Annotated in this window: 13 protein-coding genes; 6 read left to right on the top strand and 7 right to left on the bottom strand. The window is 24.4% G+C overall.

The genetic code is table 11. The annotated features are described in order from the left end of the window. Nucleotides 1–150 precede the first annotated feature (150 nt). From PWP28_RS12770 to PWP28_RS12750, 5 genes are all read left to right on the top strand, one after another. Entirely contained in the window at nucleotides 151–1,446 is a 1,296-nt protein-coding gene (locus tag PWP28_RS12770) for a cobyrinate a,c-diamide synthase (protein WP_308644909.1), read from the top strand. After that, nucleotides 1,431–2,864 carry a cobyric acid synthase gene (locus PWP28_RS12765; RefSeq protein WP_308644908.1) on the top strand — a complete coding sequence of 478 codons (1,434 nt, stop codon included), beginning with the start codon at nucleotides 1,431–1,433 and terminating at the stop codon, nucleotides 2,862–2,864. The genes PWP28_RS12770 and PWP28_RS12765 overlap by 16 nt, the downstream gene beginning before the upstream one ends. Next, the gene (gene cbiB, locus PWP28_RS12760; RefSeq protein WP_109603659.1) at nucleotides 2,855–3,766 is read left to right on the top strand and encodes an adenosylcobinamide-phosphate synthase CbiB; all 912 of its coding nucleotides are present in this window, start codon (nucleotides 2,855–2,857) and stop codon (nucleotides 3,764–3,766) included. The genes PWP28_RS12765 and cbiB overlap by 10 nt, the downstream gene beginning before the upstream one ends. Beyond that, nucleotides 3,688–4,644 carry an aminotransferase class I/II-fold pyridoxal phosphate-dependent enzyme gene (locus tag PWP28_RS12755; RefSeq protein ID WP_158274737.1) on the top strand — a complete coding sequence of 319 codons (957 nt, stop codon included), beginning with the start codon at nucleotides 3,688–3,690 and terminating at the stop codon, nucleotides 4,642–4,644. The genes cbiB and PWP28_RS12755 overlap by 79 nt, the downstream gene beginning before the upstream one ends. A 146-nt stretch (nucleotides 4,645–4,790) precedes the next feature. Beyond that, nucleotides 4,791–6,383, top strand: coding sequence for an ABC transporter ATP-binding protein (locus PWP28_RS12750; RefSeq protein ID WP_158274738.1), 1,593 nt, complete (start codon nucleotides 4,791–4,793; stop codon nucleotides 6,381–6,383). 51 nt (nucleotides 6,384–6,434) lie between these two features. On the opposite strand, the gene PWP28_RS12745 is transcribed toward PWP28_RS12750, so the two are convergent. The 3 genes from PWP28_RS12745 to PWP28_RS12735 are packed head-to-tail and all read right to left on the bottom strand — an operon-like array spanning nucleotide 6,435 to nucleotide 10,090. Beyond that, nucleotides 6,435–8,177 carry an HD domain-containing phosphohydrolase gene (locus tag PWP28_RS12745; protein WP_308644907.1) on the bottom strand — a complete coding sequence of 581 codons (1,743 nt, stop codon included), beginning with the start codon at nucleotides 8,175–8,177 and terminating at the stop codon, nucleotides 6,435–6,437. Between the two features lie 32 nt (nucleotides 8,178–8,209). Beyond that, the gene (locus PWP28_RS12740) at nucleotides 8,210–9,373 is read right to left on the bottom strand and encodes an iron-containing alcohol dehydrogenase (protein WP_109603663.1); all 1,164 of its coding nucleotides are present in this window, start codon (nucleotides 9,371–9,373) and stop codon (nucleotides 8,210–8,212) included. After that, entirely contained in the window at nucleotides 9,374–10,090 is a 717-nt protein-coding gene (locus PWP28_RS12735) for a 2-phosphosulfolactate phosphatase (RefSeq protein ID WP_308644906.1), read from the bottom strand. A 231-nt stretch (nucleotides 10,091–10,321) separates the two neighbouring features. On the opposite strand from PWP28_RS12735, the gene PWP28_RS12730 reads away from it, so the two are divergent. Next, on the top strand, nucleotides 10,322–11,680 hold the full coding sequence (locus PWP28_RS12730; protein WP_308644905.1) for an MATE family efflux transporter: 1,359 nt from the start codon (nucleotides 10,322–10,324) through the stop codon (nucleotides 11,678–11,680). Here the strand turns inward: PWP28_RS12730 and PWP28_RS12725 are convergent. From PWP28_RS12725 to ychF, 4 genes are all read right to left on the bottom strand, one after another. Continuing rightward, nucleotides 11,675–12,040 (bottom strand): hypothetical protein, encoded by a 366-nt coding sequence (locus PWP28_RS12725; RefSeq protein WP_308644904.1) that lies wholly within the window; start codon nucleotides 12,038–12,040, stop codon nucleotides 11,675–11,677. The genes PWP28_RS12730 and PWP28_RS12725 overlap by 6 nt on opposite strands. 95 nt (nucleotides 12,041–12,135) lie before the next feature. Beyond that, nucleotides 12,136–13,659, bottom strand: coding sequence for a glutamine-hydrolyzing GMP synthase (guaA, locus tag PWP28_RS12720; RefSeq protein WP_109603667.1), 1,524 nt, complete (start codon nucleotides 13,657–13,659; stop codon nucleotides 12,136–12,138). Between the two features lie 11 nt (nucleotides 13,660–13,670). Continuing rightward, nucleotides 13,671–14,957 (bottom strand): nucleotidyltransferase, encoded by a 1,287-nt coding sequence (locus PWP28_RS12715; protein WP_308644903.1) that lies wholly within the window; start codon nucleotides 14,955–14,957, stop codon nucleotides 13,671–13,673. Nucleotides 14,958–14,969: 12 nt separating this feature from the next. Further along, the gene (gene ychF / locus PWP28_RS12710; RefSeq protein ID WP_109603669.1) at nucleotides 14,970–16,061 is read right to left on the bottom strand and encodes a redox-regulated ATPase YchF; all 1,092 of its coding nucleotides are present in this window, start codon (nucleotides 16,059–16,061) and stop codon (nucleotides 14,970–14,972) included. Nucleotides 16,062–16,281: the final 220 nt, after the last annotated feature.

Raw genomic sequence — 16,281 nt, 5'->3', positions numbered from 1 at the left:
ATATTGTTGATAGTAAATCAAATAAATTCGAACCTAATTCAATTTTATCTTCAAATGATATTAATTCTTATTTGAGCAGAATTTTAAATGAAACTGTTAATGAAAATATAGTTACAAATAAAGATCTTATAGATTTTTTAAGAAAGTGAGATGAGAAAAATTAAGTCATTTTTTATTACATCTTTATTTACTGGTTCTGGAAAAACAACTTTTACTATGGGATTATTAAACCTTTTGAAAAAAGATGTTATTTCATTTAAAACAGGACCAGATTTTATAGATCCTATTTTACACATGAAAATAACTGGTAAAAAAAGTTATAATTTAGATTCTTTTTTCTTAGATAAAGATAGATTAAATAATCATTTTTATGGAATATGTAAAGAAAATAAAAATGAAAATATTGTTATAGAGGGAGCAATGGGTCTTCTCGATGGGGTAAAAAAAAATGAGGCTTCTTCTGATGATATAGCTTCAAAATTAGAATTACCAGTAACATTATTGATAGAAAGTTATCCTTCTATTCATACTATTGGGCCAATAATAAATGGAATTAAAAATTCAGCTCGTTCAGATATTAAAAGTATAATAATAACAAAAAGCAAATCAGAGAAGATGTTTAATTTACAGAAAAAAAGTATACTTGAAGAAACTGGAATTAAAAATGTTTTTAGATTTCCTAAATCTGATTTATTAAATATTAAAGATAGACATCTTGGTTTAAATATACATGAAGATGATTTTTTGAAAGTTGCTGAAAATGCTTCTAAATTGATACAAGATAATATAGATATCAATATTTTATCTCATCAAATAAACTTAAATTATGATTCTGAAAAAATTTTTAATAAAAATAAACTCGATTATAAAAATAAAAAAATAGCAATTTCAAAAGATGAAGCTTTTAATTTTTTATATGAAGACAATTTGAAATATTTTGAAGATAAAGGTTTAGAAATACTTTATTTTTCACCTTTAAATGATAAAGAAATTCCAGATGCTGATTTCTATTATTTTACAGGCGGATATCCAGAATTATTTTTAAAAAAATTATCAAAAAATAAATCGATGTTAAGATCTGTAAATAAAATTTGCAATTCAGAAAAACCAGTAATTGCTGAATGTGGTGGTTTTATGTACTTGAGCAAATCTATAAATAATTATAAAATGGTTGGATTTTTTGATTGTGATAGTTATATGCAAAATAGAATGTTTAAAACTTTTGGATATCAAAATATAAAACTAAATGATTTTGAAATAAAGGGTCATGAATTCCATTATAGCGATATGAATTATAATGAAGAAATAAATGCTTTTAATATAATCATGGAATCATCTAAAAATACTTTTAAAAGTGGAATATTGAAAAATAAAACATTGGGAAGTTATTCTCATTTATATTTTAAATCTTCTTCAAAGGAGGAACTTTTATGGGAATTCCTATAATGATAGTTGGTACATCTTCTGATGCAGGAAAAACTTTGATTTCAACAGTAATATGTAATCATTTAACAGAATTAGGTTTTAAAGTTGCTCCTTTCAAAATGCAGAATATGTCATTAAATTCAATGTGCTCAATAGAAGGTGGAGAAATGAGTGTTGCTCAATATATTCAAGCTATTGCTTGTAAAAAGCTCCCTTCTGTAAGATTTAATCCTATTCTTTTAAAACCAGAAAATGGAAAAACTTATGTGATTTTTAATGGTAAATATTATAATAAATATTCTCCAAAAGACTATATGTCTGATAGAAAAAAAGAATTTTTTGATAAAGGTATTAATATTTTAAATCAATTATTAGATAAGAATGATTATGTAATAATCGAAGGAGCTGGTAGTCCAGCAGAAGTAAATTTAATGAAATATGATATAACAAATATGGCTGTTGCTAAAGCTGTAAAAGCTCATACTATTATTGTAACTGATATAAATTTAGGAGGATCTTTTGCAAGTATTGTTGGCACCATGGAAATTTTCAATGAAGAAGAAAAAAATTTAGTGAAAGGTTTTATATTTAATAAATATTATGGAAAAAAAGAAATGCTTGATGATGGATTAAAATATTTATTAGACAAATATAATAAACCAACTTTGGGAATAGTTCCTTATGCAAAACATAATATTCCTGATGAAGATTCAATGAAAAAATGGAATTTTGAATCTGGTGATATTGATATAAGAATAATAAAAACCCCTCATATATCTAATTTTGCTGATTTTGATCCTTTATCTTGGAAAAATGGAATAAAATACATAGAAAAACCAGATAATTCAATTCCAGATCTTTTGATAATTCCAGGTTCAAAGTCTACTGTTGAAGATTTAAAATGGCTTAGAATAAATGGATTTGATGATTATATTTTAAAATGCAAACAAAATAATTCCATTATAATGGGAATTTGTGGTGGATTTCAAATGTTAACTGAAAATATTGAAGATAATTTTGAAAATAATGAAAATATTGAAGGAATTGGATTAATACCTTTAAAAACTATATTTAAAAAAGAAAAAATAACAGGTATAAAAAAAGGATATTTAAATTTTTTGAATTCCAATTATGATATAGAAGGATTTGAAATAAGACATGGTCATACTGAAACAAATGATCATTATTTTTGCACAATAAAAGATATTAATGGTAATGAATATAAAGATGGTTTCATAAAAGAAAATGTAATAGGAACCTATATGCATGGTTTATTTAACAATGACCATTTTACAGATGATTTTTTGAATTTCTTGAGAACTAAAAAAGGATTATCCATAAAAAAATATAATTCTTATTCTTTATATGATCAAATTAACAACTTTTCAAAAGAAATATCTAAACATATAAATTTTGAGGATATTTTATCATGGCATTAATTATTTCTTTTTTTATAGATTTGATTTTTGGAGAACCATATTTAATCTTTCACCCTGTATATTATATGGGAAAATTTATATCTTTCTTTGATAAAAAATTCAAACATTCTATTTTTTTTGGTTTTTTGAGTTTTATTTTAATAGAAGCTTTTTTTATGGGATTATTATTTTTGATTTCTAAATTGAATATGATATTTTCAATAATAATATATATTTTCTTTATAAGTTCTTCTTTTGCTATTTCTTCATTATATACTCATGTAAAAAAATGTGACACTGATGATTTAAGTAAATTGAGATATAATGTTTCAATGATAGTTAGTAGAGATACTTCCAAGCTTTCAAAAAAAGAACTTTATTCGGCAGCAGTTGAAACATTGGCAGAAAATTATGTTGATTCTGTTCTATCTCCTATATTTTATTATTTTTTATTTGGTGTTTATGGAATAGTATTCTTTAGAATAGCAAACACAATGGATGCTATGATTGGATATAGAAATGAAAAATATGAAAAATATGGTAAATTTGCTGCAAGAACAGATGATGTATTAAATTTTATTCCTGCAAGATTGAGTTATTTATTTTTTGTATTATTTTCTCCTATTAAAGTAAGTAAATCATTTTTTAAATTCGGAAAAATAAAAATAAATGGAACTAAATCTATGTCTTGTATGGCAGGACTTTTAAAAGTGAATTTAAAAAAAGAAGGGGTTTATAATATAAATCCTGAATATGATTTACCGGATCAAAAATCTCTAAAAAAATCTTTAATGTATTATATATTTATATGCATACTAACTATTTTGATCGGAGTGATTTTATTATGGCTTATGAAAAGTTTTTACATGTTAAACATGGAGGAAATGTTCCTCTTTCCTGGATTGATTTTTCTATATCTGTAAATCCATTTTTTCCAAAATTTTTTGATAATTATGAAATAGAACTAAATACTCTTTCTTCAAGATATATTTATTTTGAAGATATAGAAGAGTCTATAAGTAAAAAAATATCTCATGATATAAACTTATGTGCTGGAACTACTGAATCTCTTTATCTTTTAAATATGGCTTTTAATAATGATGTAGTAATAGAAAAAGGATCTTATGGAGAATATGAAAGAGTTGCAAAATTGTTCAATAAAAATGTACATATAGTTGATTCTGTAATGAATCATGAATATAATAATTGTATTGTAATTTTAAATAATCCAAAAAATCCAAATGGAGATTTTTTAAATTATAATACTATAAAAAATTTTGTTGAATCAAATTTATCAAAAAATAATATTCCTGTACTTGATGATGCTTTTTTGGATTTCATACTTTTTGATTCTAATGATTGGGAAAAAAAATGGACATTTGAGGGAGCTATTCATCTAAGAACATATACAAAATCTTATTCTTTACCAGGAATAAGAGTAGGTTATTTTATAGACCCTTATGATAAAATGAAAAAATTCAAAATGCCTTGGAGTATAGGTTCAATAGGAAAATTGTTTTTAATCAAGATGTTAAAAGATGATGGTGAATTTTTAAAATATTCTATGAATTTATTGGATATTGAAAGAAGAAGGATAAATGCCATACTTGATACAGATAATAAATCTCCTTTTTTCTTTTGCAGAGTTAATAATAAAAAAGAATTGATAGAAGTCTTAAATAATAATAAAATGATGGTAAGAGATTGTTCTTCATTTGGTTATGATAGTTTTATAAGATTTGGTATTAGAAAACACTTTGAAAATAATAAATTAATAGATATTTTAAAAAATTACATTTAAAAAGAATAAATCATTGTTATATATTTTATATGACAATGATTTATTCTTTTGTTGAAATGATAAATTAATTAGTGTATAATTTTTAATGATTAACATTTAAAAATTATTTGTAAGGGGGCTTAATTGTTATGGGGGGATATTCTTTTTTGTTTAAAATAATTTTTAAACATAAGAAAAAGTTATTTTTTACACTTATTTTGATGGCATTTTCAACTTTTTTAGGTTATTCTATACCTTATCTTTTTAAAGTTATTTTAGATAATGTAAATACTATGGATTATAAAAGTTTTTTATTAATAGTTCCTTCAATAATTATTTTTGGATTGACAATGTATTTTTCAAGTATTTTTTCGGATAAATATTTTAATATCTATACACAAAATATAGTTTTTGATATAAGAAAAAAAATAATAGATAAAATTTTTAATTCAAATTTAAGTATTTTCCAAAAAATCTCTCAAACTGATTTTGTAAGAATTATACTTTCTGATACCGAAGAAATAAAAAATGCTTTGAATTCTTCAGTATTTTTATTATTTGATATAATCATTAGAATCATAGCTTTAGCTTTTTTTATATCTCAAATAGATATAAAAGTTTTTTTAGCTTTATTTATTTGGTGTATATTATTCTTTTTATTAACAAAAAATATGAGTAATGGAATTAAGGATTCAAAAATTAAAGAAAGAAAATTTTATGGAAAAATGACTTCTAAATTTAAAGATTTCATAATAGGCAATGTTGATATAAGATATTTAATGCCTTTTAAAGCTTTAAATGATGAACTCGATATAAATTTTAAAGATTATTTAAAATCTTCAAATGAAGCAGAAGTCAAGATGTCTAAATATAGAAACTTAACAACTGTTTCTGAATTTGGGATTATTTTAATATTAATTGTATATGCTTTATTACAAAATAAAAATGGTACTTTTGATATATCAAAAACATTAACTCTTTTTATATATTCACCTTATATTTTGCCAATAATTCATCAAGTTTATCATTTACAGAGTAATTTCACAAATATAAAAGGGTTAATAAATCCTTTATATGAAATATTTAATATACCTACAGAAGAGAAAGCAATAGATGTTGATTGCATTGATAATATTAAAACAGAAAATCTTAGCTTGACACTTGGAAATAATACTTTATTTGAAAAATTAAATTTAAATTTCCAAAAAGGTAATATTTATATAATTAAAGGTATATCTGGAAAAGGTAAAAGTTCTTTTTTAAACTCTATTTTAGACTTATTACCTCATGATGGTGAAATTTATATAAATAATGATAAAGATATAAAAGATATTTCTTTAAAATCTTTGAATAAAAGAATAATGTATATACCTCAAGATGTATATATATTTAATGAGACAATTATGTATAATATAAATTTTAATTCTGATAAAAAAATATCAACCAATCTTTTAACTGAATTAAATCTTGATTCCATAGCTAAAAGATTAGAAACTTCTATTGGAGAGAATAATAATGAGGTCATTTCGGGCGGCGAAAAGAAGAGAATAGGTCTTGCTCGTGTTTTAAATTTCCATGATGATAAAGATATAATAGTTCTTGATGAAACTTTTTCAAATATGGATAGTGAAACTAAATTAAAAACATTAAATAAAGTTATAAGTTTTTCAAAAGATAAAATTTTAATCATTACAACTCATGATACTGAAATATTTGAATATATTAAAAATATGCCAAATATAATTGAAATAGGTATATAAAAATTTTAAAACAGAAAATCTATAATACTATAGATTTTCTGTTTTTATAATTTATTCTTTATATTTTTCATATATATTTTTTATTTCATCCATGTTTTTTAAAAATGCTTCAAAAACCAAAGGATCAAAATGTGTTCCCGTTTCATTTTTTATTATATCGAGCGATTCTTCAATAGAAAATGCTTCTTTATAAGGTCTTTTACTGGTTAATGCATCAAATACATCTGCAATTGCTACTATTCTGCCACTCATAGATATTTCTTTACCTTTTTTACCCTTAGGGTATCCAGAGCCATCGTATCTTTCATGATGATCTGAGGTTATTTCTATTGCAGTATTTAAAAAATCATAATTTATAAAACTTTTTAATTTTTGATTCATATTTGTAAGTATTTTTGTACCAATATTTACATGTTTTTTCATTATTTCAAATTCTTCTTTAGTTAATTTACCTGGTTTTAAGAGTATTCCATCAGGAATTCCAACTTTTCCCATATCATGTAATGGCGAAAATAAATATATTTCCCTTATCTTATCTGGAGTCATTTTTTTATCTTCTTTTGCTATTTCTTTAGCTATAATTCTTGAATAATTTGAAACTCTAACTATATGATTACCAGTTTCATTGTCTTTTCCTTCAACTATTTTAACAAATCCAGATGCAGTTGCAGCTATCATTTGTTGAACTATAAAATGACTATATATATTTTGTTTTAACGTATATACTATTTTTTTTGCAAATTTTTTATGATCTTCATTATAAGAATTTTTATCTTTGGATGAAAAGAATATAAACCCATAACATTTTCCATCAAAAAATATAGGTGCTGTAAGACTTGATTTTATGCCCTCTTTTAATAAAAGAAATGTAGATTGAGATTTATTTATAGTATTAAAATGTTTTTCAAGATCATTTATTATTCTATAATTATCTTTTTCTTTTGTTATTTTTTCAAGTGTTGTCTTCTTTATACTTTCTATAAATCCTGGTTCAAGATAAACCTCTTTTAACTTTGAAACAGCAGTTTCTGCAATAACATTATCAAAAGAATCTATAAAAGCAACTGATAATCTATCAACAGGAATATAATTTTCTATTTGTTCCATAACTTTTGGTAATAGTTCAGATAAAGTTCCAAAATTACCTAAATCTATGAGTCTTCTATTTAATATTAATTCTTTACTTGTCTTTAAAAGAATATCATTTATTTCTTTTTCTTCTTCCCAGTAACTATTTTGTTCAAACTTTTCTTCATTAAAATTTATTACATTCTTTAATTTTTTTATTTCTTTGTATATTCTATTATAAGACTTTGAAGAATATCTACTTATAAGAACAGAAATTATTATTACAGATACTATTCCAAATATAAGTATTATGAGATAGTTATTTATTTTTTTAAAAAATAAATTAAAATATTCTTTATTTGAATCAGACATATTTGAAGCATATTCTGAAAAAATTGCTATTGTTTTTTCAGTGTCTAATTCTTCTTTTTCTATTTGTTCTTTTATAATAGAAAATTTTTGTTTTAATTCTGAATCATTTTTTTCAAGTTTTTCTATGTTTTCTAAAATTTCATTTTTTAAAATAATATTCATATCATTACTTTTTAAATAATATAAATCTGACATTATTGAATTAGTTGTTTGTAAAATTATTTTTGTATTATCTGCATTTTTTTGATACCCAATATTTTCTATGTTTATGAATAAAAGTATTGTAATTAAAAGTAATAATATGATAAAAGAACTAAATATTAAAGTTTTATTTAGTTTTTTAATACTTTTCAAAACTTTTTCCTCCCAGACATTATAAAAAAAAATTAATAGGCTATATTTAATATTTCTAAAATTTCTTTATAATCTAATTTTTTCATCTTTCCAAATGGGGCTATTTGTGAAGCATTTTCAGCAATTTTTATTAATTGTTCTTTTGTTATTTTTATTTCTGAAAATGATACTGGTTGTCCTATTTTTCTGTACCAATCTTTTAAAGCTGTTATACCTAATTCTGCATCAAATTTTGGATTTCCTGTATCTATTCCAAAGATTTTTTCAGCAAATCTATCGAGTTTTTCAACTCCATCATCTTGTATATACTTTAACCACGCTGGGAAAACAATCGCTAATCCTTCACCATGAGAAATATCATGAATAGCTGAAACAGAATGTTCTATCATATGAGAAGACCAATCTCCACCCATTTTACCAGTACTTAAAAGACCATTTAAAGCTAAAGTTGAAGACCAACATAATTCAGCTCTTGATTCATAATCATTTTCATCTTGTAATAATTTTTCAGTAGATTTCATAACAGTTCTTATTATCCCTTCCGAAATTTCATCCTGTATCATAGTATTTTTAGTTGGATCAAAATAAAATTCCATTACATGGCTTATAGTATCAACAGCACCATTTATTGTCTGTTTTTTTGGTAATGTAGATTGTATTTTAGGATCTATTATAGAAACTTGAGGATAAACTTTTTTTGAAAAAAAATCCCATTTTTGATTTGTTTGATCATTTGTAACTACAGCATTTCCATTCATTTCTGAACCTGTTGCTGAAAGAGTTAAAATAGTATATATAGGTAATGCTTTTGTTATTTTTGATTTTTTTTCAAAAGCTTCCCATATATCTCCATTATGATAAAAACCAGCTGCTATAGCTTTTGAAGAATCTATTACACTTCCTCCACCAACTGCTAATATTCCTTTTACATTATTATCTTTTGCAATATTTATACCTTCTTGAACTTTTGAAAGTATGGGATTTGGTTTTACTCCTGAAAGTTCAACAAAATCTATATTTTTATTTTTTAATGAATTGATTATTCTATCATATAATCCTGTTTTCTTTATAGAATTTCTTCCATAAACTAATAAAACCTTCTTTATGTTTCCTTTTCTTAATTCTTTTCCTATTAGTTCTACTTTGTCTTCACCAAAAATAATTTTAGTCTTATTTTCAAATATAAAATCTTTCATTTAAACACCTCCATTTATAATGTGTTTATACATACTTTTCTCTCCTTTTTTGGATTTTCCAAAAAAGTTATATACATTTTCTTCAAAACAATAATTCAAGTCTTCTATAAGCCCAAGTTTTATTAATCTTTGTGAGTGATCTGATTTTTTTATATAATCTTTAGATTGATTGGAAATATTTAAAGCTAATTTTGCCGAATCATTTAATATTAGATCTTTTTTAAAGAAATTTATAAATTTTCCTGCAGCATAAATATCTTCTAAAGATAAGTTATTATTAGTTCCAGCACACATTATTCCTATATCATTATAATTTTTATTTTCTATATATTCATAAATACTTTTTATATTTAAATTTGAAAGAGCTATTACTTCTCCCTTTTCATAGATTTTTTGAAAAGCTTTTGTACCATTTGTAGTGGTTATTATAATTTCTTTATTTTTTATATTGTTTTTATCTAATATCATTTCTAATGGGGAATTTCCATAATCAAATCCTTCAACTTTTATAGCATTTCTTTCACCAGTTAATATTATATTATTATTTTTTTCTTTTTCTTGCTTTGCCTTTTCAATATCTCCAAAAAGCGAAACTTTTTTTGCTTCACAATAAAATAAGGTAGTTATAGTAGATGTTGCCCTTAAAATATCTATTAATATATATATGTCATGTTGTTTAACATCATCTGTGGGCGTATTATATACATTTATTTTCATAAACTCACTCCTCTCATATATATATTAACAGATTTTTATTTTTTTTATTTTAAACATTTTTTCTTTATATGTAATATTCGTTTTTTTGATATAAATTTTTAATATTTATAAGAATATTAACTGGTATAATTATATTAAAATAAACTTGATCTTATATTATTAATATAGGTGATAGTTTATTTTTTAGTATTTTTTTAGATTATATATTTGTATAATTTTCGGAGGTTGCATATGAACAAATATAAAAAAGTCTTAAAAATTGCATTACCAGCTGTTGGTGAAATGGTTCTATTTATGTTAGTTTGGGTTATAGATACCGCTTTTATTGGTAGATGGGGTGGCAATGATGCTGTAAGTGCTGTTGGAATAAGTACAGAAATACTGTATACAATAGCCGGAATAATGGTTACAATCGGTATAAGTGTTCCCATAACTTCTCTTGTGGCTCAAAAATTTGGGGCTAAAAAAATGGATGAAGCTGAGATATATCTTGCAAATGGTTTAAGAATAGGATTTTTAGTTTCTCTATTAGTTTCTATACTTTTATTTATTTTTAAATCTCAGGTTGTCTCTATAATGGGAGCCAAAGGACAAGTCTTTTTGTACTCTATGGAATATATGAAATTCGCAACTATAGGAGTCTTTTTTAATATGATGTCTTCTCTTTTAAATTCTGGATTGAGAGGCATAGGTAGAACAGATATTTCACTCATATCCGCAGGAATTTCAAATATTTTAAATATTTTCTTAGATTGGGTTTTAATATATGGAAAGTTTGGAATGCCAGAAATGGGTGTTGCAGGTTCTGCTCTGGCAACATTAATAGCTTTTTTTGTTTCATTTTTATTTTTGAGTTTTTATTATTTTAAATTTTCGGATTTGAAAATAAAATTTAAATTAATATTTGATAAAAATAAAGAATTCACAAAAAAAATAATCCAATTAGCAATACCATCTGGATTTCAAGAGGGGGCTTTCAGTCTTGGTAGACTTTTAAATGTTGCAATAGTTTTAACTGGTTTAGGTAGTTTATCAGCCGCAACAAATCAAATAGTCACAACAGTTGAAAGTATATCTTTTATGCCAGGTTGGGGCTTTAGTGTTGCTGCAACTTCTCTTGTAGGTCAGATGATCGGAGCTAAAGATAAAGATTCTGCTATAAAATTCGCAAGAATTTCTGCTCTACTGGGATCTATTATAATGACAAGTTTTGCTTTTTTATATTTTATATTTCCAGAATTTTTTATAGGTCTTTTTATAGATGATCCATTAACTATTGAACTTGGGAAAAAAAGTTTAAGAATAGCCGCTTTTGAACAAACAACAATGGCTATTTCAATGGTATATGCAGGAGCATTAAAAGGATACGGAGATACTAAAACACCATTCTTCATATCTTTATTTACAAATTGGGCTATAAGATTGCCTTTAATATTTGTTTCTGTATTTTTACTAAAATTACCTTTAGAATATGTTTGGGGTATAATGGTAATTCAGTGGTTTATAGACGCAGTACTACATTTTATAATGTTCAAAAAGAAGATGCAAGGTGTTTCTTTTAGAAAATTCAGAAAAAAACGCATTTTATAATGCTATATACCATCTAATTCCAAACTTATCTATTAAATCAGCCATCATTTCATTCCAATCACAAGGACCTAATGGAAATATAATATTTCCATCAATCTTTAAAATTTCATATGCTCTCATTAGTTTATCTTTATTTTCTTTACCAAAGTTTAAACAAAATTGCATATTTTCTCCTGATTTATTCCAGTCATTTGATTCGCTTATAGATATAATATGTTTTTGATCTTTTATAATTTCAGCATGTAAAAAAGTTCCATCTTCATTTTTTACATTGTACCCTAACTCGGCATCAAATGCTTTTATATATAGATTAACTGCTTCAACACTATTTTTAAGATATGCTTGTAATGTAATTTTCATTTTGTCCCTCCATTTTATTTATTAATCATATTATATCAAAAAACAACCTTTCATCCATAAAAGATGAAAGGTTGTTTAAAAATATATTTTTAGTATTATTCCCACTCAATTGTTGAAGGTGGTTTACTTGTTATATCATAAACTACTCTTCCAACACCGTCTACACCATTTGTTATTCTTGTGGATGCAAGATCAAGTATATCAAATGGTATTCTACTCCAATCTGCAGTCATTCCTTCTACAGAATCAACTGCTCTTAAAGATATTACATTTTCGTATTTTCTTGTGTCCCCTGTAACTCCAACAGTTTTGACGGGAGTTAAAACTGCGAATGCTTGCCAAACTTTATCATACCAATTTTTTTCTTTTAATGTTTCTATAAATATATTATCAACTTTTTTTAATATTTCAAGTTTTTCTTGAGTTATTCCACCTATGACTCTTATAGATAATCCAGGTCCAGGAAATGGATGTCTATATAATATGTGTTTAGGTATTCCTAATATTTCTCCAACTGCTCTAACTTCATCTTTGAATAATTCTCTTAATGGTTCTATTATTTTTAAATCCATTTTTTCTGGTAATCCACCAACATTGTGATGTGATTTTATTTTTGATGTTTTTTTACCTGAAGCCGCACTTTCTATTACATCTGAATATATTGTTCCTTGGGCAAGATATTTTACATCTCCTGATTTTTTAGCTTCTTCTTCAAAAACTCTTATAAATTCTTCACCTATTATTTTTCTTTTTTTCTCTGGATCTTCAATATTCTTTAATTTGTTTAAGAATCTTTCTTGAGCATTTACAACTGTCAAATCAAGTCCCATTATTTCTCTAAATATTCTTCTTACATCTTCTGGTTCATTTAATCTCAATAGTCCATGATCAACAAAAACTGCTTTTAAATTTTTTCCTATTGCTTTGTTTATTAAAACAGCTGCTACTGAAGAGTCTACTCCACCAGAAAGAGCTATTATTACTTTTTCATCTCCAACTTGTTCTTTTATTTCTTCTATTTTATGCTCTATAAAATCTTTTAATGACCAGTCATTTGGCGTTTGACATATATCTATTATAAAATTTTCTAATACTTCTGTTCCAAATTCACTGTGTCTAACTTCTGGATGATATTGTATTGCATAGAATGGTTTGTCAAGGAAATGAAAAGCTGCTATTAATCCATTTTCTGTTTTAGCTAATATTTCTGCATTTTCTGGAACTTTTACAACTGAATCTCCATGGCTCATCCAAGTAGTGAATTCTTCAGGTATTTTTGAAAATAATTTATTTTGTTTTTCTACATGTATTGTTGTTCTTCCATATTCTGCAACTTTTTCTTTTCTAACTTCTCCATTAAAAATTTTAGCTAGAGATTGCATTCCATAACATACCCCAAGTACAGGTATTTCTTTTTGAAAAACATATTGAGGTATTTCTGGAGAGTCTTCAGCATACACAGAATCAGGTCCACCCGATAGTATTATTCCACTAACTTCTTCTAAATCTGGATTTTCATCATATTGTACAACATGAGAATAAACCCCTAATTCTCTTATTCTTCTTGCAAGAAGTTGTGTATACTGAGAACCAAAATCAATCACAAGAATCTTTTTCATTAAATTACCTCCTACTTTATTATAATTTGTCTGGTTAATTCATTATATTTTTTTGAATTCTCTTTATTTTGATATAAAAGCGAGTATATTTCTGAAGCTTTTATATCATAGTTAAATTGTTCTAAAAACATATCTGAATGTACTATTATATCTTCGCTTAATTCTTTTTTTCTGATTTCATTTAATATTTTTATATATCTTGATGGAGTAGTGATTATTGGTAATTTAACTTTGTTTTTCATTTGATTTAAGAGTTCTTTACCTTTTTTATTGAATCCAAGTACTCTTATATATTGAGGGCCATATTCATTGAATTTTTGAATTTTTTCATCTGTTATATCAAATATTATATTTAAGATTGTTCTTTTTATTCTGGTATAAGTAAATCTCTTTGTTTTTATATTTGCAAGTAATTCAGATAGATCTGAACTTCTTTGAGCAGATTCTATTATTCTTTTTTCAAGTCCTTCTTTTACTCCATATATTTTTATTAATTCTTCTTTCGGAGTTATCCTTGTTTTGTATAATATTATATCTCTCATATTTTCATAGTTTATAGGACCTTTGCCATCATTTATTTCTTGAAGAATTTTTTGATAGGAGGTTTCTGGTATTGTTTTTTCTAAAAGTTTATAATTTTCATCTAATATTATTTTTCTTATTGCTGTAGCAGAGGATATTTCTCCTGTATAATTTTCTTCATTATAATCAGCACTTTTTCTTTTTATACAGTTTAAGTGAATATTTGTATTGTATAATTTGGAGTTTTTTAAGTATTCTATCCCAAGTATATCATTGGATTTTTCTATTATTTTATATATTATATCTTTTTTATCATCTTTTTCAAAGTAATCATATAAAGCTTTTTTCCTTGCGTTTGGATATGAATGACCTTCTTTCAAATGATATTTTATATATTTTTTAAATTTTCCCGGTTGATATAAGAGTATATGGGCTATTTCATTCATTATTTCTATATCACCAGATTCACTTCCAAATATTATATCCGTAACTACTTTACTTCTATGAAGTGTTCCTATTGAACCAAGAGCAAAACCTCCTGCATCTTGTATTGAATATACAAATGGTAATTCTAATAAAAGATCTATTCCATTTTGTAATGCTATTTCAGTTCTTGCATATTTGTCTATAATTGCAGGTTCTCCTCTTTGAACAAAATTACCACTCATAACAGCAACCGTATAGTCAGGGTTGACTATTTTTTTAGCTTGTTGTATATGATATTTATGGCCATTATGAAATGGATTGTATTCAACTATCAAACCTAATACTTTCATTATTTTTCCTTATCAGTGGAAATGTATATATATTACATCGCCTTCTTGCAATATATATTCTTTCCCATGTATTGATATTATTCCTTTTTCTTTAGCAATTTTTAAATTTTCAAGTTCTTTTAGATTTTGATAATTTATTATTTCAGCTTTTATGAACCCTTTTTGTATATCCGTATGTATTTTTCCTGCGGCTTCATATATCGTTGTACCTTCATTTATATTCCAAGATTTACTTTCATTTTCATTCGCTGTTATAAAAGTAATTTGTTTTAATAATTTTTTACATTCTAATATAAAATCATCTAATATGTCATTCTTAATTCCAAATTCTTCCATAAAAATTTCTTTATCATCTTCATCCATTTGATTTATATCTGATATTATTTTTGATGGGATTTCAATATAATCAGATTCCATTTCTTCGGAGTATTCTTTTATTTTTTTAGATAGTTGTTTAGAATTTTCTGAATCATCTATATTTGCAACATAAATTATAGGTTTTTCACTTAATAAAAATAATTCATCTATTATTTTTTGGGTTTCTTCATCTCTTTCATTCTTTTTAAAATTTCTTATAGGTTTAGTATTTTCTAAATGTCCTTTTATCTGTTCTAATATTTCGATTTCTTTTCTTGCTTCTTTGTCTCCAGCTCTTGCTAATTTAAAGGTTTTTTCGTATCTTTTTTGAACTGTGCTAAGATCTTTTTGTATTAACTCAAAATCTATTATTTCAGCATCAAAAATTGGATCTACTTTTCCTGATACATGAGTTATATTATCATCTTCAAAAGATCTAAGCACATGAGCTATAGCATCTACTTTACTTATATGATCTAAGAATTGATTTCCAAGGCCCTCTCCATTGGAAGCACCTTTAACCAATCCTGCAATATCTACAAATTGAATAGTTGGATTTACTTTTTTTGCAGAATTATAGAGTTTAGAGACTTTGTCTAATCTGAAGTCTTTATATTCTATTATTGATATATTTGGCTCTACAGTGCAAAAAGGATAGTTTTCAGCTGGAACTTGTTGTTTGGATAATGCATTAAATAAAGTTGATTTTCCTACATTTGGTAAACCAACTAATCCTATTTTTAACATTTTTTTATACTCCTTTTTTATTTGAAGTTTTTGTATTTTTTGTTTTTATATCTACTATATATATTAACATTTTTTTTATTCTTATACTTAAATATATTTTTAATTATTTATATTTAATGTTATTTTTAATTATTTATATTTAATGTTATTTTTAAGTTCATTTTTATAGTTATAATGTATTCTTTCGTAAAATATATTAAACAATATTATGTTAAAATAT

It is taken from the genome of Oceanotoga sp., assembly GCF_030445905.1.
GTDB classification, from domain to species: domain Bacteria; phylum Thermotogota; class Thermotogae; order Petrotogales; family Petrotogaceae; genus Oceanotoga; species Oceanotoga teriensis.
This window is presented reverse-complemented; position numbering and strand designations above follow the sequence as displayed.

Coding starts and splice junctions, on each gene's coding strand:
- PWP28_RS12730 (WP_308644905.1), top strand. CDS start 10,322: ATGAACAAATATAAAAAAGTCTTAAAAATTGCATTACCAGCTGTTGGT.
- PWP28_RS12725 (WP_308644904.1), bottom strand. CDS start 12,040: ATGAAAATTACATTACAAGCATATCTTAAAAATAGTGTTGAAGCAGTT.
- PWP28_RS12755 (WP_158274737.1), top strand. CDS start 3,688: ATGGCTTATGAAAAGTTTTTACATGTTAAACATGGAGGAAATGTTCCT.
- PWP28_RS12765 (WP_308644908.1), top strand. CDS start 1,431: ATGGGAATTCCTATAATGATAGTTGGTACATCTTCTGATGCAGGAAAA.
- PWP28_RS12715 (WP_308644903.1), bottom strand. CDS start 14,957: ATGAAAGTATTAGGTTTGATAGTTGAATACAATCCATTTCATAATGGC.
- ychF (WP_109603669.1), bottom strand. CDS start 16,061: ATGTTAAAAATAGGATTAGTTGGTTTACCAAATGTAGGAAAATCAACT.
- PWP28_RS12740 (WP_109603663.1), bottom strand. CDS start 9,373: ATGAAAGATTTTATATTTGAAAATAAGACTAAAATTATTTTTGGTGAA.
- cbiB (WP_109603659.1), top strand. CDS start 2,855: ATGGCATTAATTATTTCTTTTTTTATAGATTTGATTTTTGGAGAACCA.
- guaA (WP_109603667.1), bottom strand. CDS start 13,659: ATGAAAAAGATTCTTGTGATTGATTTTGGTTCTCAGTATACACAACTT.
- PWP28_RS12770 (WP_308644909.1), top strand. CDS start 151: ATGAGAAAAATTAAGTCATTTTTTATTACATCTTTATTTACTGGTTCT.
- PWP28_RS12735 (WP_308644906.1), bottom strand. CDS start 10,090: ATGAAAATAAATGTATATAATACGCCCACAGATGATGTTAAACAACAT.